Source organism: Empedobacter sp. UBA6745 (assembly GCF_002453775.1).
GTDB classification, from domain to species: Bacteria; Bacteroidota; Bacteroidia; order Flavobacteriales; family Weeksellaceae; genus Empedobacter; species Empedobacter falsenii_C.
In genome coordinates this window covers 1-19,449 of the sequence record NZ_DKHL01000019.1, presented here as the reverse complement: position 1 = coordinate 19,449, position 19,449 = coordinate 1, and the positions used below count along the sequence as shown (strand labels likewise).

The window sequence follows — 19,449 nt, the reverse complement described above, 5'->3', positions numbered from 1 at the left end:
TCTTTATTTGTTCAATATTTTACTCAATTCTGATGCAACTTCTACATCAGAAAAATGTGTTCTTACTCCGTTAATTTCTTGATACGTCTCGTGACCTTTTCCCGCAATCAAAATAATATCTTTTGGTTCGGCCATTTTAAGTGCTGTTTTTATAGCTTCTTTTCGATCAGTAATCTTCAAGGTGCGATTATAAAATTGCGCTTTTACACCAACTTCCATCTCACGAAGAATTTCTTCTGCATCTTCGGTTCTTGGATTATCTGATGTAAAAATGGCAAGATTAGATTTTTCGCTCGCGATATCGGCCATTTCAGGACGTTTTGTTTTATCTCGATCTCCACCACAACCTACAACTGTTATTAGTTTTTCGTTTTTGGTACGAATTCCTTCTATTGTATCCAAAACATTTTCTAACGCATCAGGTGTATGTGCATAATCCACGATTACGATAATTCCTGACTCCGTTTTGAATGTTTGAAAACGACCATCAACATTTCCTAGTGTGCTCAATGCTTTTAGAACTTCTAACTCATCTTGTCCTAAAATTGACGCTACACCAAAAACTAATAATAAATTATATGCATTGAATTGACCAATTAATGATGTCCAGAATTCTTTTCCATTGAATTCTAATTGCATTCCATCAAATTGGTGTTCAATAATTTTTCCTTTAAATTCTGCATCAGTTTTTAGCGCATACAATTTTTTCGTAGCAACTGTATTCTGAAGCATTACTTTTCCGTTTTTATCATCTGCATTCGAAATTGCCGTAGACGTTTTTGGCAAATCGTCGAAGAATTTCTTTTTTGCTTCAAGATAATTTGCAAACGTTTTGTGATAATCTAAATGATCGTGTGTGATATTCGTAAATCCAGCTACTTCGAAATGCAAACCAGCAATTCTATTTTGATGAATTCCGTGCGAAGAAACTTCCATAAAAGCAAATTCGCATCCTCTATCTACCGCTTCGCGAAACATTTTGTTCAATGTCAAAATATCTGGCGTTGTATGCGTAGACGGAATCACTTCACCATCAATTACAATTTTAATCGTCGAAATTAATGCACAAGCATAACCTAATTTTGTAAACAATTCGTACAACAAAGTTGTCGTTGTTGTTTTTCCATTCGTACCTGTAACTCCAACAAGTTTTAAATCTTTTGTTGGATTTTCATAAAAATTAGAAGCTAAAATTCCTAATGCAATCGTTGAATTTTCAACTTTCACATACGTTACTCCTTCAACTAAATTTTCTGGCAAAACTTCGCAAACAATTGCTTTAGTACCTAAACCAATCGCTTTTTCTATATACTGATGACCGTCAACTGTAACTCCATTTACAGCGACAAAAACATCATTTTTTGATACTTTTCTTGAATCAAATTGAATATTATTGACTTCAACTTTTGTTGAACCAATCGTTTCTGAGATGGAAACTTTATATAATAAATCAACTAAATTTCTCATCCTTCCAACATTAAATAAATTGTCTCACCCTTCTTAAATCTTGTTCCCGCAGGAATGGATTGATTTGTTACTTTTCCAAACCCTGAATATTGCACATCTAATCCTAAATTTTCTAATACCGGAATTGCTTTAGATCCTGTATGACCAGTCACATTTGGCACTATATTTTTAGAATTACTAACATTAATATCATCTCCTTTTTTAAACTCTTTCACCGCGTTCTTTTTTACTAAATCACGTGGCAAAGGTATGGGAGTTTTTGAATATACCCAATCGGCAATTTTCTTAAAAACCGGAGCAGTTACACTACCTCCATAAAACCCTTTGGCTGTATTTGGTTTGTGCACAACTACGATACAAGAATACTTTGGTTTTTCTGCTGGAAAATACCCTGCGAATGAAGCACGATATTGCATTCCTTTACCATCTCGCTTCCAATAATCAACACGAGCAGTACCAGTTTTACCAGCAATATCGTAATTACTATTACTAATAATACGTCCCGTTCCTTGTTCTACTGCTCCACGAAGCATTTCTTGCATCTGTTTTACATTTTCCAAAGACGTTAGTTGATCTACTAAAACGACAGGTTCAAAAACTTTATCAGGTTCACCTTTACGCGTGATTTTATCCATAAATAATGGTTTCAACATTTTACCATTATTTGCCACTGCGTTGTAAAAAGTCACAATTTGAATTGGAGTTAACTGTAAACCATATCCATAACCCATTACAGGTAACGTAATATTACTCCAAGATTTACTATCTGGACGGTGCATAATTGGACTTCCTTCTCCAAGAATATCTACTCCAAGAGGCGAAGTCATATGCCATTTATCCATTTTTTTGAAGAAAGCTTTTGGATTTTCTCCGTAGTATTTATTAATAATTTTTGCTGTACCAATGTTAGACGATTTTTTCATCACGCCATCTACAGTCAATGTTCCATAACCGTGTGTATCTGTAATCGTACGACCATAGAATTTATAACTTCCACCTCCTGTTTCTACAGTTGAGTTTTTATTGATAAAACCATCATCCATTGCTGCAAGCAACGAAACTGTTTTGAAAGTAGATCCTGGCTCTGCAGCTTCACCAACCGCATAGTTATAATCGTCGATATATGTTCCGTCTTTTTTGCGAGATAAATTTACAATTGCACGAACTTTCCCTGTCTGAACTTCCATCACAACCACACTTCCGTGTTGCGCTTCAAATTCAGAAAGTTGTTTGTACAAAGCATCGTAAGCAACCATTTGCAAATCGGCATCTATTGTTGTGTAAACAGATGAACCTGCTTGAGGCTCTTGCTCCCAACTTTTCATTGGTTTCCATTTACCACGTCCCATAAATTGCTCCCAACGACGACCTTCAATACCGCTTAATAAGTCAGAATAAGCTCCTTCTAATCCTACTTTTCCGCGTTGATCATCGTAACCAATTGTACGAACACCAATATCTTGAACAATTAATTCTCGTTTTGATTCAGTTTCATGAATAAATCCACCTTTGTTTTGACCTTTGTTGAAAATTGGAAATTTTTTGATGCGTTGATATTGCTCATAATCCAAATCTTTCACCAACATCATGTAACGATTTTTCTTTTTACGTTCTGTAGAAAATTTGTCGTAAAAATAAGAGGGAGATTTTGTAAACATCTTACCTAAAGAATCGGCAAGATTGTGCATTTCTGTTTTGAATAATTCATCTTTGATCACCGTCAAATCCACATAAACATTGTGTTTTGTAACAGTTGTAGCCATTAATGCGCCATTAGAAGCATATAAATTACCACGCTCCGCCGTAACAGTATCTAATCTAAAATTATTCTTTTCAGCAAAACGCTCTAATTCAACCCCTTCTACAATATTAATTCGAAACATAAAAACAATAATAAAGATGGCCCAAATCGCAAGCGCGCCGGCAAATACCCATCCTTTGATGACAATATTGTTTTTATTTTTCGCTGACTTCGTCATAAACTTTGTCTACTATATAATAAGGTTGTTTATCTGGAATTTTCAAACCATACACTGCCGTACGCTCCAAAATTTCCGTTTCTAATTGCATACGCATCAAATCGCGATGCTTATCTGTATATTGAGATTTTAAATCTTCTACTTTATCTTGCAATTCAGCGATTCGAACCACTTTTCGATCAACTAAATGCGAACTCGAAATACTCAAAAAAGCCAAACCTACCAGATACAACATAAACTTCCAGTTTTGTTCTGAGCCAGTTTTAATTAAAAACTCACCTCTCAACAAACCTGTAAAAGTTTTTTTCTCTGGTAATATTTTTTTCTTTTTTGCCATTCCTATTTCTTAATCCTCATTACGAACCGCAATACGCATTTTCGCACTACGAGCTCTTGGATTTTCATTAATTTCTTCTTGCGTTGGCACAATCACCTTTGATTGTAAAGGTTTGAAAGGCGCCGACCAATTTCCAAAAACGTCACGTTCTGGTTCTCCTTCAAAAATTCCGTTTTTCATGTAGCGTTTTGTCAAGCGATCTTCTAACGAATGATACGAAATAATAACCAAGCGACCACCTGGCTTTATCACTTCTCCACATTGCGTCAACATCTCTTTCAATGCTGCCATTTCATCATTTGCCTCGATGCGTAACGCTTGAAACATTTGAGCGAAAAATTTATTTTCTTTCATTTTTGGAATGAATGAAAAAATTTGCTTCAACTCATCAATTGTATTGATTTGTTTATCAGCTCTTGCTTTTACAACTTCTCTCGCCAAGCGATACGAACCTTGCAACTCTCCAAAATCATAAAAAACACGAGCAAGATCTTCTTCTTCGTATTCGTTAATAATTGTTTTGGCAGATAATTTTGCATTCTGGTTCATTCGCATATCCAATTCTCCATCAAAGCGAGTTGAAAAACCACGTTCTGGTGTATCAAACTGATGAGAAGAAACTCCCAAATCACCCAAAACACCATCAACTTGTTTTATTCCACGAAATCTTAAATTATTTTTCAAGAATCTAAAATTTTGCTCAACTAACTCAAATCGATCATCATCAATTTTATTACGAACAGCATCCACATCTTGATCAAATGAAAATAATTTTCCATTTTGATCCAAACGACTTAATATTTCACGTGAGTGTCCTCCACCCCCGAACGTACAATCTACATATATACCTGATTCGTTAATAATTAACGCATCAACACTATCTTTTAATAATACTGGATTATGATATTCACTCATCTTCTCCTAAATTTCCCATTACATCTTCCGCCAAAGAAGCAAAATCTAAATCATCTACATTAATCGACTCTTCATATTTGTCTTTATCCCAAATCTCGATCATGTTTACAGAAGAATTTAGAACGACTTCTTTATTAATTTCTGCAAATTTCACTAAATCTTTTGAAATCTGTAGCCTTCCATTTGCATCAACTTCGACAATTTTTAATCCAGCCGTAAAAATTCTAATAAAATCATTGTTTTTCTTCACAAATCGATTCAATTTATTCAAATCATTCATCACTTTTTCCCATTCTTTCATTGGATGCAGTTCTAAACAATTTTGAAACACAGATCTTTTCAACACAAAGCCATCTTCCAAACATTCAGCAAGTTGTTTCTTCAAACCCGCTGGTATTGGGAGCCTACCCTTTGTATCTACCTTACACTCATATGTTCCAATTAATGAATTCATGATAGATTTTTTCCAAAAATAAAGAAAATATTACCACAAATTACCATTTTTTACCACTTTTATTGAAATAGTTATCAACAATTTAAAATTTAGTATCAGATAGTTATGTTTTTTCTAACGCAAACCCCATGTATAAAATGAGAAATAATGTTTATATAGACCTTGTTTTGATAAGTGATTAATATGGATTGTTAAAGTTTTTCATATAAACCACGAAATAAAAAATATAATTAATTAAATTTGTCGACTTAATATCGAGTAAATGTTTTTTAGCTTAAAGAAAAAAGATAAGTTCTCTTACATAGAAGAAGGAGAGGGACAACCAATTGTTTTGCTTCATGGATTAATGGGTGAACTTAGCAATTTCAGCTCACTTACAAATTATTATGCACAAAGAGGATATAAGGTTTTCGCACCAGAATTGCCATTATATTCTTTATCTGTCATCAATACTAATATCAAAAATATTGCAAAACATGTTGCAAATTTTATTGAAGAAGTCGTTAAAGAACCAGCTATTTTAGTTGGAAATTCTTTAGGAGGACATATTGGTTTGATGGTTTGTCACAGACATCCGGAATATGTAAAAGCACTTTGTTTAACAGGAAGTTCTGGTTTGTACGAAAAATCTTTTGGAGAAACTTACCCAAAACGTGGTAATTACGAATATGTAGAACGTAAAACGCGCGAAGTTTTTTACGATCCTGCTATCGCGACAAAAGAAATTGTAGATGATGTTTTTGACACTGTAAATGACAGAAATAAAGCTATCAAAACTTTATATATCGCAAGAGACGCAATCAAATCTAACATGAAAGATGATTTAAAAGACATCAAAATGCCTGTTTGTTTGATTTGGGGAAAACAAGATAATGTAACTCCACCAGAAGTTGCAATAGAATTTGAAGAAGAATTACCAGACGCTTCTTTATTTTGGATTGATAAATGCGGGCACGCTCCAATGATGGAACACCCTGAATTATTCAACGAAATTTTATACAAATGGCTAATCGAAAAACAATTAGATCCAGCCACTAAAGCATAATTATGATTAAAAAAGCTGAATTCGTAAAAAGTTCGCAAAAATATACAGATTGTCCAGATCCTTTCAAACCAGAATACGCATTTATTGGGCGTTCTAATGTTGGAAAATCGTCATTAATCAATATGTTAGCAGATAAAAAAGCATTAGCTAAAACTTCTGCAACACCAGGTAAAACTCAATTGATTAATACATTCGAAATGGATGATACTTGGTATTTAGCCGATTTACCAGGTTATGGTTTTGCTAAAGCACCAAAAGGTGTCCGTGGTGGTTTCAATAAAATGATTTATGATTACATTGAGTTTCGTAAAAACTTAGTAAATGTTTTTTTATTGATTGATTCTCGACACACGCCTCAAAAAATAGATTTACAGTTTATGGAATGGTTAGGAAACAAACAAATTCCGTTTGCGATTGTATTTACAAAATTAGATAAACTAACGAGTACACAAATGCAAAAAAACTTGAATCATTACAAAAACGAGTTATTAAAAACTTGGGAAGAATTACCAAAAATATTTACAAGTTCGGCTTCGAGTAAAATTGGTAAATTAGAAATCTTAGGCTACATTGATAGTTTGAACGAACATCTTGTAGACGAGTTTAAGAAAGAACAATACAAAAAAGAATATTAAAAAAGTCGGAACTATGTTCCGACTTTTTTGTTTATTACTCTCCTAATTCAGCAGATTTTGTTTTCAAATCATTGATACAAGGTTCTATTAATTTCATTAATCGTTCTTGTAATTCAGGTGTTGGATTATTCATTTGCATCATTTCTGTATACGTAAATTCATCCATCATTTTATCTGTCGAACAGTCACAATATTTTGTAATCAGTTCTTTTTTAGCCGCAGATATCCCTAGTGTTATTGCCGCTTGTTCACAAGCCGTCATTGCTTGAGCTTTTTGTTCTGCATTATGTTTATCAGCTTTCGAATTACAGCTAACAATGGTTAATCCAAAGATTAATCCTAAAATAATTTTCTTCATAGGTAATAGATTTTAATCTTGTTAAGATAATGACTATTAATTATTTCACAAAATCATTCACAGCTTCAACATAACCTGGTAAACCTTTTCCTGAAATAATTTTTAAACAACTTTCACCTGTTACACTATTTTTTCTAAAATCTTCGCGTGCATAAATATCCGAAATATGAACTTCTATCACTTTAGTCGTAATCGCTTTTATCGCATCTGCAATCGCATACGAATAATGCGTATACGCACCAGCATTTAAGATAATTCCGTCATATTTAAAACCTATTTCGTGCAACTTATCAATAATATCTCCTTCGTGATTTGATTGAAAATAATGCAACGAAACTTCTGGAAATTGCTTTCTCAATTCATGTTCAAAAAAATCTTCGAAAGTTTGTGTTCCATAAATTTCTGGTTCGCGAACGCCAAGTAAATTTAAATTAGGTCCGTTTATAATTTGTATTTGTTTCATTTTCTTTATTTTATAAATATAAATCTCTTTTTTAGATCGAAAAAGTTTAATTTTTTCTTTTTTTTAATCAATTTTTTACTTTTTATTAAGTTTTGGCACAAACCTTGTATATATACAATTACCAACCTATTATCATATAAACCAATCTAAACCAAAAAAATCAACCAAACCTTAAAATCTCAGTTAACAAATGATTAACTGGGATTTTTAATTTTAGTACCCATACTTTCCCTTCCACTTTTGATTGAGCGATTGTTTATCCACTTGCTCTCGCTTATTATTTCCTGGCTCATAAAAAGTCGTCCCCGAAATTTCATTTGGTAAAAATTCTTGCTCAGCAAAATTTCCTGGAAAATCGTGCGAATATTTATATTCTTTTCCATAATCCAAATCTTTCATCAACTTAGTTGGTGCGTTTCGTAAATGCAACGGAACAGGTAAATCGCCCGTTTGTTTAACGATTTGTTGCGCTTTACCAATCGCTAAATAAGTCGCATTACTTTTTGGAGAATTCGCCAAATAAACCGCACATTGGCTCAATAAAATACGAGATTCTGGATAACCAATCACCGAAACAGCTTGAAATGTATTATTCGCCAAAATCATTGCAGTTGGATTTGCATTTCCCACATCTTCAGAAGCCGAAATCAACATTCGTCGCGCAATAAATTTCAAATCTTCACCACCTTCAATCATTCGAGCCAACCAATAAACCGCTCCATTCGGATCTGAACCACGAATCGATTTGATAAAAGCGGAAATAATATCGTAATGCTGTTCACCCGTTTTATCATAACGCGCTAAATTTTGCTGAATACGTTCATGTACAATTTCATCGTTGATGATGATTTTATCTGTTGGAGAAAAACTATTAATCACCAACTCCAAACCATTCAACAGTTTTCTTGCATCACCACCCGAATATCTTAATAATGCATTTGTTTCAACTAATTCAATATTTAATTTAGATAAAACCTTATCTTTTTCTATAGCTCGTTCGATTAAATCAACTAAATCTTCTTTTTCGAGATGTTTCAACACATAAACTTGCGCACGCGAAAGCAAAGCTGGAACAACTTCGAAACTTGGATTTTCGGTTGTTGCTCCAATCAAAGTCACCAAACCAGTTTCTACCGCTCCCAACAAACTGTCTTGCTGTGATTTATTGAAACGATGAATTTCATCTATAAATAAAATCGGATTTTTCGTTCCCGAAAACAAATTTTGATTCTTTGCTTTTTCAATTACTTCACGCACTTCTTTCACACCAGAATTTATGGCGCTCAACGTATAAAATGGTCGATCAGTCAATTCGGAAATTAATTGTGCAAGTGTCGTTTTTCCTGTTCCTGGCGGTCCCCAAAAAATCATCGAAGCAATCATATCATGTTGCAACATCATTTTTATTGGTCCGTTTTCGCCCACCAAATGCTTTTGATTAATGTATTCTTCAAGCGTTTTTGGACGCATTCTTTCAGCTAAAGGCGCATTCATAAAATCTTGTTTAGATTTCAAAGTTAGGGAATGTTTTGTCAAAATGAATGATTTTTTGGACGACATATTTTGGCATTTAGATTTATTTTCTTTGTGTTAGAATAAAAATTAAAATGATGAAGAAAGCGTTAGAATGTGCTTTAATTTTAACAAGAAAGCACCAACTTTTGGGTGATAAAATTGCTTTATCAACTGATTATTTGAAAAAGATTGAACTAAAAGATAAACAATCAGAAATCAATAAACAAATGATTGAGTTTTTGGTCGAATTGCAAGAATTTGTCGAATTTATCAGAGTTAATCAAGAACTTAGATTGATGTATGTTGAATTGGTGAATTATTATTTCACGCAAATTCATCATCAAATTAATTTTTATGAAATTGAATTGGATCGTTTAGAATTTGAATCTAAATTCTCTATCAATATGATTAATCAATTTAATCAAAACGAAAAAAATAATGAAATAAATTCAGTTCAAGAAAAACTAAATTTATACTACACGATTATTAATTCGTAGAAAAACGTTTTCGGCATAATTTTTTATTGTAAATTCGACTTAATATTTAGAATTTGAAATGAAAAAATTAACTATGTTTTTTAGCTTAATGATTTTATCATTAAGTTTTGCATTTGGTCAACAAACAGAAAAACCAAAAATTTATAGCGAAGAAGCAAATCCGAAAGTAGATATTGCGAATGCGGTGCAAAAAGCTTCTACTGAAAAGAAACACGTTTTATTGCAAATTGGTGGTAACTGGTGCGCTTGGTGTGTGATGTTTGATAAATTGACGAAAGAAAATCAAGAAGTAAAAGACTATATCGCGAATAATTATGAAGTAGTTCATGTAAATTATTCTCCAAAAAATAAAAACGAAGAAACGTTAGCTGCATTGAAACATCCAGAGCGTTTTGGGTTTCCTGTTTTTGTGATTTTAGATGAGAAAGGAAATTTAATTCACACACAAAATTCGGCTTATCTTGAAAGCAAAGAAGTGAAAGGACACGATCCGAAAGTTGTGTTAGAATTTTTACAAAACTGGTCTTACAAAGCATTAGATCCAGCGAGTTATACTAAAAAATAATCTGCGTTAAGCACGTATCGTATAGAGAATCAATCTGCAAAAGCATAAACTTTTTAGATTGATTCTTTTTTATTTCGGTTATTGATTAACTTTGCAAGATGAACAAAATTTTGGTTACACCATTTATTCTGTTGGTAAGATTTTATCAATTAGCAATTTCTCCTTGGATGGGAAGTAATTGTAGATTTCAACCAACTTGCTCTTCTTACATGATAGAGGCGTTAAAAGAACATGGTTTACTGAAAGGTTTGTGGCTCGGAACAAAAAGAATTGGTCGCTGTCATCCTTGGGGAGGACATGGATACGACCCTGTACCTAAAAAGAAAAATTAATGATTAACTTAATTTCGTTTATCGATTGGGATCCAAAACCTTATTTATTTGAAATAGCAGGATTCAAAGTACATATTTACAGTTTATGTTGGATAGTTGCCTTTGTCGTAGGTTGGTATTTGATGTCGAACATTTTCAAGAAAGAAAATCAGAAAAAAGAATTACTTGATCCTTTATTCCTTTACACATTTATTGGAGCAATTGTAGGTGCAAGACTTGGAGAATATATTTTTTATGATCCAGCAGCGTTTATCGAACGACCAATCGAAGTTTTCTNNCCTGTACAACATTCACCAGGACAAAGTGCTTTCTTTGGTCTATTACAAGATTACGAATTTGTAGGATTTAGTGGACTTGCAAGTCACGGAGCAGCATTGGGTGTAATTTTAACTTCCTATTTATTTAGTAGAAAATATTTGCATCGCAATGTATTATGGTTATTAGACCGTATTGCTGTTGTTGTTCCTTTTGGTGGAGCTGCGGTTCGAATTGGAAACTTTTACAACTCAGAAATTGTAGGAAAGGCATCAGAATTACCTTGGGCAGTAAAATTTCATCAACAAAGTTTGGGATATGGAGAAGTAATCCCTCGTCATCCAGCTCAAATTTATGAAGCAATAGGGTATGTTATCTTAGGAATTATCATGCTTTATATGTACAACAAAACAGACAAGAGAAAATATTTAGGAGCCTTGTTAGGCGTATTCTTATTTTTATTATTTTTAATACGATTTGTTGTTGAGTTCTATAAAGAAAATCAAGGTGAAGAAGCTGTTGCTCAAATGTTGAATATAGGATTAAACAATGGTCAAATCTTAAGTATTCCTTTTATGTTAATCGGTTTATACTTATTTATCTCTTCTAAAAATAGATTAGATACCAATCAACCTTAGAATTATTATAAACTTAGAAATAAATTTTAAACTTATGGGATTTTTTAAAGAATTTAAAGAGTTTGCAGTAAAAGGTAACGTAGTAGATTTAGCTGTCGGTGTAGTTATCGGTGGTGCCTTTGGTAAAATTGTTACTTCTTTAGTTGAAGATATCATTACGCCAGCCATTTTAAATCCAGCCTTGAAAGCTATTAACGCTGAAAATTTAGCTGCATTAGTAATACCAGGGACTGCAATTAAATATGGTAGCTTTTTAGCTGCTGCTATTTCTTTTATAGTTGTTGCATTTGCTTTATTCGTAATGATTAAAGGAATTAACAAATTGAAAAAAGAAGCTCCTGCTGAAGAACCAGTACCTGCAGGACCAACACAAGAAGAATTATTGGCTGAAATTCGTGATTTGTTAAAAAACAAATAATCATTTTTCGAACAATTAATAAAACAAAAAAGGATCGCAATTGCGATCCTTTTTTTATCGATTATTTTCAAACTACTAAGAAGCTGATTGCATTTGCATTTCTTCTCCACCTCCCATTTCTTCTCCATTTGAACGTTGTTGTTTACCACGTTGCTCTTTCTCGTTTGTATTTTTGAAACGATACGTAAATGAAAGGTTAATAGAGCGTTTCATCCAACGCATACTTTGATAGTTTTCTGATTCTTCGTAGAAAGTTGTTTGCTCTCTTTTACGAGAATTGAATACATCACGAATATTTAATGTTAATGAAGCTCTCTTTTTCAATAAATCTTTTGATAAAGATAAATCCATTGATAAGTTATCTTCTGTTTTTTGTTGAGCAGTTTTCATTCCTCCCATATAATTACCTGCGATTTGTAATTTTAAATCAGCTGGTAAAATAAAGTTTGATGATAAACGTCCACGAGAACTAAATCCATCTCCTTTGAAACTTTGTGTAAATTCTTTCGACTCTGTAACTCCTGTATCTGGATTTAAATAATCTGAAATTGTTGCTGAGTAAGAACCTGTTCTATTGTATCCAAATAAGTTGACATTAAACATTAAATTCCACCATTTGAAAGGACGATAAGTAGCAGTTAAATCTAAACCATAACGATCTTCATTTCCTGCATTAACTGGCATTGTTTCGAATGCTTGATTATATGGTTTTAAAGGATTTCCTGACTCTATATAATTATATGTTTGGAAATCATTAATCACATCAGTTGTTCTTTGGTAGAATAAACTTGGTGTCACCATCAATTTACCAACTGTTGCGATATACGATAATTCAAATGAATTAGTATATGTTGGATTAAGATCTGGATTACCACGACGAACATCTAATGCATTTACACTAGAAAAATATGGCATCAACATGAATCCCATTGGACGACGAACACGACGAGAATAGCTTAATTGCATCTCATTTTTATCTGTCAATTTATAATTCAATGTTAATGTTGGGAATAAATCTGTATATTTTTTTGAGATTGTATTTCCTTCTGAATGATTTGCAATTTCCATATCAGAACTTTCTACACGTAAACCTGCAAAGTATTGGAATTTTTCTCCAATTGCATTTCCATATTGCACATATCCAGCGTAAACATTTTGTTGATTGTCAATATCAGCCAAGAAAGCTTTATTTGGAGTTTCTGTTCCGTACGTATTAATTGTATTATTTCCACTATTTGTTTTTGTATCGCTTAAATCAACACGTGCACCTAGTTCAAATTTCCCTTTTTCTCCAATTGGACGAACATAATCTGCTGTAAAAACTGCAGAATTTTGAGTTTCTAAACTATATGTTCTTTCATTTCCTGTCAATACATCACTTGCATTTAAATTACGAATAATTCCATTTTCGTCTTCTTTTTGGTACGAGTAACGTCCTGTAAAAGTAAACTCATGTCCTTTTGTATCAAAAGCGTGTTTGTAGTTAAAATCCGCATCAAAACTTTTTTCTAACTCTTTTTCATTTTCGATACGAGCAGTTTTATCTGTTTGATTCCATAATGCATCATAATAATAGTATCTAACATCATTAATATTATTTCCATTATTGTAACGATATCCTGCAGAAGCTCCTAATGTATTTTTATCATCTAAATAATATTCACCTCCTAAACGTGCATTATAGTTTCTACGAATTCTATTGTTGTTCGTATCTGTTTTTCTATAATCAGAAATAATTCCATTCGGATAGTTTGTTGTCAAAGCATTCCCTTCTCCTTCTCTATCCATATAACGTGTACCTAAAGTAGTATAGATGTTATATTTTTTTGTTTTGTAGTTCAAGTTTACGTTTCCTCCAACCATTTTAGGAATTCCTCCATTTAACGTTACAGAACCATTAAAACCTGTATTAGAACCTTTCTTTAAAACAATATTGATAATCCCTGCAGAACCAGAAGCCTCGTAACGTGCAGAAGGATTTGTCACCAATTCGATACGCTCAACATTTTCGGCCGGAATATTTTTTAAAGCTTCTGCTACATCAGAAACACCTAACATTCCCGAAGGTTTTCCATCAATCAAAAACTTTACATTATCATTCCCTCTTAATGAAACGTTTCCTTGTGCATCTACAGAAACCGATGGTACATTTGCTAAAGCATCAGACAATGTTTGACCTTGCGACATTGGATCATTCGCCATATCATATACTTTCTTGTCCAATTCTACCTTATAAATTGGTTTTTCCGCTGTTACAACTGCTGCTCCCAATGATACAGTTTGCGTTGTTTTTACAGTAAAAGTACCTAGATCTAATGCAGACTCTAAATTAACTTGTTTTTCTATTACATCGTATCCCAATGGCTCAATCACAATAACATATTGTCCTGCCTTTGCTTCTACTGTAAATTCTCCTTTTGCATCCGTTGCCGCTTCTGCCACAACTCCATCTTCCGAGCTTTCAAGCGATATTGTAGTATATTCTACAGGCTTGTTTTCACTTGATAAGACTTTCCCTTTAATTTTTAAAAGCTCTTGCGCATTCAATCCTGCACAAACACAAATAAAAATCAAAGCAAATAAACTTCTTAACCTCATTTGTTTAATTTTTCGTTTTGTAGTTTTATAATTTTACAACTTGTTTGACAATCCTTTTTGGAAAAGGTTTAATCGATTTCAAAAATAATTTCAAAAAATATTGGTCGATAATTCGTCTCAAATGTTACATCTTTTAAAAGATTTCATCATTACCGAAAAATTTTAACATTTATCATTTTAAACCTTTTTATTTTTTTGAAGTCTTAAGAATAAATAAAACAAAAAAAGTTGATAATTATGAGAACAGCATTTTATAAATATGTAGGATTAGGATTAATTGCTTTCACTTTAACAACTGCTTCAGCGCAAGACAGAAATGAAGGATCAAGAGAGCAGAAATTACAACAATTAAAAAAAGATTTGAACTTGACAGATGCTCAAGTCATCAAAATCAAACAAATTGAAGACAGCTACAAAGACGAAAAAATTGAATTGAAACGAAAAATGAAAGAAGTTCGTGAAAAAGAATTTAATGAAATCAATGCTGTTTTTACGCCAGAACAAAAAGCAACATTGAAAGAATTGCACGCCAAAAAACATCAAAATAAAAAAGGAGCTAATTAATAGCTCCTTTTTTATTTTAATAATTATTGTAACTTAATACGTTTATGCTTTTGTATAAAGCAACTGTATTACCATCACAATTCTAAGTTAGAAAAATAATTACATACATTCTACTGCCATTATGTTGCCTTTATCCTGCCTTTATGTTGGGAGTATCTAGCAAGTTTCAATAAAATCTAAAAAATCCCCCCGTTTTGTATATGTTATTCACATTTGATGAGCGTTAACAATTACCTCACCCTATGGGTGTACAAATCACCCTCCGAAATTATGGTTTAAGCTGTTACAAGCTCAATACCTGCTTTATCAGCTTTATATTTTATTTTATTTATGAGCTCATAATAGCTCCAGTTTCTTAAGACAAATCTTTCTTCTTTGGCTATTTCTATTTTTTCTTCTTGATCTAGAATAACTATCGTTCCTGCTTTTTTTTCAACGCAAAAATCAATTAACATTCTACTGTAAACATGTAGCCGATGATGAACATATTTACTCTCTGTATTTTGTAATTTTTTTGCTATTTTTAATTTTCTTGCTTTTCCTTTCCCTCCTTTGCAATAAGGCACTCCTTCTAGTATTCTTTTACGAGAAGCTTGTATCGCTAATCTTCTGTACAAAAATTCTTCTTTGCTACCAATGGTAAGTTGAGATCTCCCTATTTTTACAACCAACGGATATTCCAACGACAAGGAAACTTCTGCAATAATATCGGGTTGTAATTGATTTTTTTCTTTTTCAATTTCTACAGTGAATACCCAAAATATTTTATTTTTTTCTAATTTAATATGCGATCTACAAATTCTAATTTCTTTACTTACTATTTGCTCCAATAGCTTATAATTATCAATATAATCTCTTCCAAGATACGTTTTAAAAGGTATTTTATAAAGTTTAAAATAAATGTATTTTTTATCTGTATCATACGAGAATTTACTTATCCTCGCTATATTAAAAGGAATTGCTATATCTCGTTTAAAAATTTTTAATGAAAGTTCACCTTTCCAATACCTGACACAATCCTTCTTGAAGGATAGGTATAACGTATTCATCAAACTAGACAATATATACATTGGAACTTCGTCCTTAAAACGTTTTGAGAGTACACGATAAATGGTAGTCGACCGTGAACATTTGAGTATACCATCTTCATCTTTGTTTTCGTCTACTAATTTATATTTGATTCCGTCAGAGAAATAAAAAAAATCTTTCACCATTTCTTGCACATACAAATGAGAAACAATCAAATTAGCCGCTATAAAACATCTATTTTGCCATTTATAAAGCGTACTCAAAACTTCTTTTCGTTCTTCTTGAGTCGGTAAATCAGTAATTAGCTGTATTTTACGTGTTAAAAAAACTGTAGAATTTTCCATATTTAGTTATTTAGGGGGGTAAACTTATTTTGTTGAGACAATTTATAAGCAACTACAAATTCATTGTGCACTTCTTTCTGAGAAAGTTCTAATGTCTGAGCAATGGTTGTAAACGATTGTTTCTTCTCGAATCGAAGTTTTAAAATCAACGATTGTTTTTCGGTCATTTGATTTTGTTCCTTTTCCTTAGAAACTATTTTCTTTTTAGACACTAATACATCATGACTATTTATAAGGTTCTTAAGATCCTCTATTGCACTTTTAATCTCCTTACTCGTTTCTGAAACTCTTTTTCCCATTGCATTGGCAATCGCTTTGTATCTGAATCCATATTTCAAGCAGAGTTCAATCAAATGTTTTCTTTCACCACTTAATAAGGGTAATATTTTTCTAATTTCTTCATAATGTTGGTCATGTATTACTTTATCCTTTATGTTTTCTGCAACCTCTAACGGATCGTATCCAGTCAAATAACTATCATAATTCTCGTAACTATCTAATGAATGCACCGACCTAAAAAATATATTTTTAGAACTCTTATAATGAGAATAACAACTGTGTTTCAATACAAGTCGCGTGAAATAAAAGATATGTTCAGGTCTTTCTATGTTATCTCGATATTCCCATAATCTAAGAAAAGCATCTTGTACCAAACATTCTACAACAAATTCATCCGTAATTATTTGTTTACCAATCCAAAAAAGTAGTCTTTTATGTCGTGAATAGATTTGCTCCAAAGCTTTTGGATCGCCTTTTTTCAATAATTCATATTCTTTTTCTAGCATAATAAAGGTGGTTTTAATTATGTTTTACGTGATGCGTATTACGTTATACGTTTTTTCATAGTTTTTTAATTCAACATTAGTTTTAAAAGTCACTCCTTACCCTGTACATCGCGCCAACTTTGTTTTTAGGAAAGGGGTTTTTGTTTTTGTTTTTTCTTTATTTTCATTTTTTTGCTCATCCAAAAAACATTTGAAATTAAAAAGAGAAGCCATAGTATGGCTTAGGTATTCCTTTTCTTTAATGTCACTTTTTTTATTCATTGAACATCTATTTTAATTATTGGTATTCATATGCCCTTCGGGGAACAGTCAAAAAAACTAACGAAAAAAGACTTGGCTGTAAACCTCTCTACTAAAAATGTTCTCATTCCACTAAAGATTTTACAAACCCTACGGGCTAAAACCTTTTTAACGCTCCATTTAACCATTTTCTTAACGTGAGAGTTTTAATACCAGTTTATTCATCCTTTTTCAATATTCAAATTCGTTATCTCTTTCAAGAACGAATTCCAAAACCGTCATTGCTGAAAAGTCGAGTGTCAATTCGGCGTAAGGAGCGTTAAAAATGATTTACTGTTCGCATTTTATATGCGAATGATTTAAAGCATTTAGCGAATAGCCATTATTGACCGACTTGTAAGCACAGACTTGACTTTTTTGGTTCGTTTTTGTGTCAAGACAAAAATGAATGTGAAATCCTTTCTATCACTTTTTTATTCATGGTCTTTATTATTTTATGAATATTGAATTCATATACCTTTCAGGGAAGAGAGCAAAAAAGTAATCAAAAAACTCTTGTCTTTGATTTTCGACGGCCAAAATAAGTTTCAGCCATTGAATGTTTTAAATCATTTGCTACGCAAACAGTAAAACATTTTAACCATGACTTCAACTTTTTGACACTCGCCTCCAAATCATATGACATTTTTATAATCCTTTTTCAATATTCGAATTCGTTGTTATTCTTAGTTCGTCACAGAGCCTCATCCTCAAATACATAAGACATCTTACAATTATAAAATCTCAATTCTCATATCTAACATCTAATCTGTACTTTTTACTTAATACATAGTACTTTTTACAAACTAAACACCGATACACGAACACCGAACAAACCATACGGAACGCATATACAATGGATATAGAATGGATACAGCGCGGATACACAACCGATACAGAAAAGTGTCTTTTTCGATATACAACGATACAGGATTTTAACTCTTTTTAACACTTAATTTATCTAACCACAATGTTTTTTATCAAGTTTTACCTTGTACACTTAACGTTTTACGTGGTTTTCTAATTAAAATTCTAATTCGATTTTGACAACGGATTTTGTCATTATGAAACCAGGCATAAACCCACAATTCCCCTTAGACAGTTTTAAAAATTACATTAATAAATGAAATAAAAATTAACACTACTTTTATGAAGATCATTCACTCTCTTATAAGTTGTCTTCGGGGAATTAAATGTGAGTCTTTATTGCTTAATAATTTTGTTCACTATTTCTCCTTCCTACTAGTAGTATATCCATCACTAAGATTCGAATTTCTTTTACCATGTCAGTCATGGTTTTTATTTGTGCATATAAAGGTATAGCACAAAATAGTCCCAGTAGCATAACATAAGATTGCCTACTGAATTTGAAGTAAAATTTTCTCATAATTTTACATAGTTTTTAAATTCAACATTAGTTTTAAAAGCCATCCTTTCCAGTACATCGCGCCAACTTTGTTTTGGGAAAAGGGGTTTTTTGTTTTTTTATTTCAAATTTGTTCTTTATTTTCATTTTTTGCTCATCCAAAAAACATTTGAAATTAAAAGGAGAAGCCATAGCATGGCTTAGGTATTCCTTTTCTTTAATGTCACTTTTTTTCGTCAAAAAAACTAACGAAAAAAGACTTGGCTGTAAACCTCTCTACTAAAAATGTCTTCACTCCACTAAAGATTTTACAAACCCTACGGGCTAAAATCTTTTTAACGCTCCATTTAACCATTTTCTTAACGTGAGAGTTTTAATGCCATTTTTTATCCTTTTCAATACTCAAATCCACTTTTAATAACGAATTTTAGAGTTGACATACGGTTTGCAGACGAGCTGCAATTCATTGAAACAAGCGTAAAAAGGATTAGTGAGCGTATGCGAATCATTTAATCTTTTTAGTGCGTGAGATGGGAATTGAACGTCGAAAATCTCAGTCTTGATTTTTTTGGTTCGTTTTTGCGTCAAGGTAAAAATGAACATATAATTAT

The 19,449-nt window shown here is 32.1% G+C and carries 20 protein-coding genes; 8 read left to right on the top strand and 12 right to left on the bottom strand.

Annotated elements, in window-relative coordinates; all coding sequences use genetic code 11:
* Positions 1 to 3 precede the first annotated feature (3 nt).
* Genes B4H69_RS06545 through mraZ form a run of 5 tightly spaced genes read right to left on the bottom strand, consistent with a single transcriptional unit; the run spans position 4 to position 5,152 of the window.
* A complete protein-coding gene (locus B4H69_RS06545) occupies positions 4 to 1,467 on the bottom strand; it encodes a UDP-N-acetylmuramoyl-L-alanyl-D-glutamate--2,6-diaminopimelate ligase (protein ID WP_180905155.1) in 1,464 nt (487 codons plus the stop codon).
* Complete coding sequence (locus B4H69_RS06540) at positions 1,464 to 3,446, bottom strand: penicillin-binding protein (RefSeq protein WP_038332822.1); 1,983 nt, start codon at positions 3,444 to 3,446, stop codon at positions 1,464 to 1,466. Before B4H69_RS06540 ends, B4H69_RS06545 begins: the two co-directional genes overlap by 4 nt.
* Entirely contained in the window at positions 3,424 to 3,783 is a 360-nt protein-coding gene (locus tag B4H69_RS06535) for an FtsL-like putative cell division protein (protein ID WP_052217625.1), read from the bottom strand. The genes B4H69_RS06540 and B4H69_RS06535 overlap by 23 nt, the downstream gene beginning before the upstream one ends.
* A gap of 9 nt (positions 3,784 to 3,792) precedes the next feature.
* On the bottom strand, positions 3,793 to 4,698 hold the full coding sequence (gene rsmH / locus B4H69_RS06530) for a 16S rRNA (cytosine(1402)-N(4))-methyltransferase RsmH (protein WP_180905156.1): 906 nt from the start codon (positions 4,696 to 4,698) through the stop codon (positions 3,793 to 3,795).
* The gene (mraZ, locus tag B4H69_RS06525; RefSeq protein ID WP_038332815.1) at positions 4,691 to 5,152 is read right to left on the bottom strand and encodes a division/cell wall cluster transcriptional repressor MraZ; all 462 of its coding nucleotides are present in this window, start codon (positions 5,150 to 5,152) and stop codon (positions 4,691 to 4,693) included. Before mraZ ends, rsmH begins: the two co-directional genes overlap by 8 nt.
* 262 nt (positions 5,153 to 5,414) lie before the next feature.
* Here mraZ and B4H69_RS06520 point away from each other — a divergent pair, with 262 nt between their 5' ends.
* On the top strand, positions 5,415 to 6,197 hold the full coding sequence (locus tag B4H69_RS06520; RefSeq protein WP_038332809.1) for an alpha/beta fold hydrolase: 783 nt from the start codon (positions 5,415 to 5,417) through the stop codon (positions 6,195 to 6,197).
* A 2-nt stretch (positions 6,198 to 6,199) separates the two neighbouring features.
* Positions 6,200 to 6,832 (top strand): ribosome biogenesis GTP-binding protein YihA/YsxC, encoded by a 633-nt coding sequence (yihA, locus tag B4H69_RS06515; protein WP_084106860.1) that lies wholly within the window; start codon positions 6,200 to 6,202, stop codon positions 6,830 to 6,832.
* Between the two features lie 34 nt (positions 6,833 to 6,866).
* On the opposite strand, the gene B4H69_RS06510 is transcribed toward yihA, so the two are convergent.
* The 3 genes from B4H69_RS06510 to B4H69_RS06500 all read right to left on the bottom strand — a co-directional run bounded on the left by B4H69_RS06510 (position 6,867) and on the right by B4H69_RS06500 (position 9,147).
* Positions 6,867 to 7,190: a hypothetical protein gene (locus B4H69_RS06510; protein ID WP_180905157.1), complete on the bottom strand. Its 324-nt coding sequence runs from the start codon at positions 7,188 to 7,190 to the stop codon at positions 6,867 to 6,869.
* Positions 7,191 to 7,230: 40 nt separating this feature from the next.
* Positions 7,231 to 7,653, bottom strand: a complete 423-nt coding sequence (locus B4H69_RS06505) for a type II 3-dehydroquinate dehydratase (protein ID WP_125349650.1) — start codon at positions 7,651 to 7,653, stop codon at positions 7,231 to 7,233.
* A 213-nt stretch (positions 7,654 to 7,866) separates the two neighbouring features.
* A complete protein-coding gene (locus B4H69_RS06500) occupies positions 7,867 to 9,147 on the bottom strand; it encodes a replication-associated recombination protein A (protein ID WP_180906865.1) in 1,281 nt (426 codons plus the stop codon).
* 116 nt (positions 9,148 to 9,263) lie between these two features.
* Here B4H69_RS06500 and B4H69_RS06495 point away from each other — a divergent pair, with 116 nt between their 5' ends.
* The 5 genes from B4H69_RS06495 (at position 9,264) to mscL (ending at position 11,873) form a co-directional block, all read left to right on the top strand.
* Positions 9,264 to 9,665 carry a hypothetical protein gene (locus B4H69_RS06495; RefSeq protein WP_125349651.1) on the top strand — a complete coding sequence of 134 codons (402 nt, stop codon included), beginning with the start codon at positions 9,264 to 9,266 and terminating at the stop codon, positions 9,663 to 9,665.
* Positions 9,666 to 9,723: 58 nt separating this feature from the next.
* Complete coding sequence (locus tag B4H69_RS06490) at positions 9,724 to 10,230, top strand: thioredoxin family protein (protein ID WP_180905158.1); 507 nt, start codon at positions 9,724 to 9,726, stop codon at positions 10,228 to 10,230.
* A 98-nt stretch (positions 10,231 to 10,328) separates the two neighbouring features.
* The gene (gene yidD, locus B4H69_RS06485; RefSeq protein ID WP_038332792.1) at positions 10,329 to 10,562 is read left to right on the top strand and encodes a membrane protein insertion efficiency factor YidD; all 234 of its coding nucleotides are present in this window, start codon (positions 10,329 to 10,331) and stop codon (positions 10,560 to 10,562) included.
* A complete protein-coding gene (gene lgt / locus B4H69_RS06480) occupies positions 10,562 to 11,455 on the top strand; it encodes a prolipoprotein diacylglyceryl transferase (protein ID WP_291093212.1) in 894 nt (297 codons plus the stop codon). The genes yidD and lgt overlap by 1 nt, the downstream gene beginning before the upstream one ends.
* A gap of 34 nt (positions 11,456 to 11,489) precedes the next feature.
* Positions 11,490 to 11,873 carry a large conductance mechanosensitive channel protein MscL gene (gene mscL / locus B4H69_RS06475; protein ID WP_180905160.1) on the top strand — a complete coding sequence of 128 codons (384 nt, stop codon included), beginning with the start codon at positions 11,490 to 11,492 and terminating at the stop codon, positions 11,871 to 11,873.
* A gap of 75 nt (positions 11,874 to 11,948) precedes the next feature.
* On the opposite strand, the gene B4H69_RS06470 is transcribed toward mscL, so the two are convergent.
* Entirely contained in the window at positions 11,949 to 14,471 is a 2,523-nt protein-coding gene (locus B4H69_RS06470) for an outer membrane beta-barrel family protein (RefSeq protein WP_180905161.1), read from the bottom strand.
* Between the two features lie 237 nt (positions 14,472 to 14,708).
* On the opposite strand from B4H69_RS06470, the gene B4H69_RS06465 reads away from it, so the two are divergent.
* The gene (locus B4H69_RS06465) at positions 14,709 to 15,035 is read left to right on the top strand and encodes a Spy/CpxP family protein refolding chaperone (RefSeq protein ID WP_180905162.1); all 327 of its coding nucleotides are present in this window, start codon (positions 14,709 to 14,711) and stop codon (positions 15,033 to 15,035) included.
* Positions 15,036 to 15,310: 275 nt separating this feature from the next.
* Here B4H69_RS06465 and B4H69_RS06460 read toward each other — a convergent pair whose 3' ends face one another.
* The 3 genes from B4H69_RS06460 to B4H69_RS06450 form a co-directional block, all read right to left on the bottom strand.
* Positions 15,311 to 16,408 carry a transposase gene (locus B4H69_RS06460; RefSeq protein WP_180905163.1) on the bottom strand — a complete coding sequence of 366 codons (1,098 nt, stop codon included), beginning with the start codon at positions 16,406 to 16,408 and terminating at the stop codon, positions 15,311 to 15,313.
* A gap of 2 nt (positions 16,409 to 16,410) precedes the next feature.
* A complete protein-coding gene (locus B4H69_RS06455; RefSeq protein WP_180905164.1) occupies positions 16,411 to 17,193 on the bottom strand; it encodes an RNA polymerase sigma factor in 783 nt (260 codons plus the stop codon).
* 96 nt (positions 17,194 to 17,289) lie between these two features.
* Positions 17,290 to 17,454 carry a hypothetical protein gene (locus B4H69_RS06450; protein ID WP_180905165.1) on the bottom strand — a complete coding sequence of 55 codons (165 nt, stop codon included), beginning with the start codon at positions 17,452 to 17,454 and terminating at the stop codon, positions 17,290 to 17,292.
* Positions 17,455 to 19,449: the final 1,995 nt, after the last annotated feature.

Excerpts from the sequence above, each read along its gene's own strand:
- B4H69_RS06545 (WP_180905155.1), bottom strand. The coding sequence starts at position 1,467 with ATGAGAAATTTAGTTGATTTATTATATAAAGTTTCCATCTCAGAAACG.
- B4H69_RS06540 (WP_038332822.1), bottom strand. The coding sequence starts at position 3,446 with ATGACGAAGTCAGCGAAAAATAAAAACAATATTGTCATCAAAGGATGG.
- B4H69_RS06535 (WP_052217625.1), bottom strand. The coding sequence starts at position 3,783 with ATGGCAAAAAAGAAAAAAATATTACCAGAGAAAAAAACTTTTACAGGT.
- rsmH (WP_180905156.1), bottom strand. The coding sequence starts at position 4,698 with ATGAGTGAATATCATAATCCAGTATTATTAAAAGATAGTGTTGATGCG.
- mraZ (WP_038332815.1), bottom strand. The coding sequence starts at position 5,152 with ATGAATTCATTAATTGGAACATATGAGTGTAAGGTAGATACAAAGGGT.
- B4H69_RS06520 (WP_038332809.1), top strand. The coding sequence starts at position 5,415 with ATGTTTTTTAGCTTAAAGAAAAAAGATAAGTTCTCTTACATAGAAGAA.
- yihA (WP_084106860.1), top strand. The coding sequence starts at position 6,200 with ATGATTAAAAAAGCTGAATTCGTAAAAAGTTCGCAAAAATATACAGAT.
- B4H69_RS06510 (WP_180905157.1), bottom strand. The coding sequence starts at position 7,190 with ATGAAGAAAATTATTTTAGGATTAATCTTTGGATTAACCATTGTTAGC.
- B4H69_RS06505 (WP_125349650.1), bottom strand. The coding sequence starts at position 7,653 with ATGAAACAAATACAAATTATAAACGGACCTAATTTAAATTTACTTGGC.
- B4H69_RS06500 (WP_180906865.1), bottom strand. The coding sequence starts at position 9,147 with ATGAATGCGCCTTTAGCTGAAAGAATGCGTCCAAAAACGCTTGAAGAA.
- B4H69_RS06495 (WP_125349651.1), top strand. The coding sequence starts at position 9,264 with ATGAAGAAAGCGTTAGAATGTGCTTTAATTTTAACAAGAAAGCACCAA.
- B4H69_RS06490 (WP_180905158.1), top strand. The coding sequence starts at position 9,724 with ATGAAAAAATTAACTATGTTTTTTAGCTTAATGATTTTATCATTAAGT.
- yidD (WP_038332792.1), top strand. The coding sequence starts at position 10,329 with ATGAACAAAATTTTGGTTACACCATTTATTCTGTTGGTAAGATTTTAT.
- mscL (WP_180905160.1), top strand. The coding sequence starts at position 11,490 with ATGGGATTTTTTAAAGAATTTAAAGAGTTTGCAGTAAAAGGTAACGTA.
- B4H69_RS06470 (WP_180905161.1), bottom strand. The coding sequence starts at position 14,471 with ATGAGGTTAAGAAGTTTATTTGCTTTGATTTTTATTTGTGTTTGTGCA.
- B4H69_RS06465 (WP_180905162.1), top strand. The coding sequence starts at position 14,709 with ATGAGAACAGCATTTTATAAATATGTAGGATTAGGATTAATTGCTTTC.
- B4H69_RS06460 (WP_180905163.1), bottom strand. The coding sequence starts at position 16,408 with ATGGAAAATTCTACAGTTTTTTTAACACGTAAAATACAGCTAATTACT.
- B4H69_RS06455 (WP_180905164.1), bottom strand. The coding sequence starts at position 17,193 with ATGCTAGAAAAAGAATATGAATTATTGAAAAAAGGCGATCCAAAAGCT.
- B4H69_RS06450 (WP_180905165.1), bottom strand. The coding sequence starts at position 17,454 with ATGAATAAAAAAAGTGACATTAAAGAAAAGGAATACCTAAGCCATACT.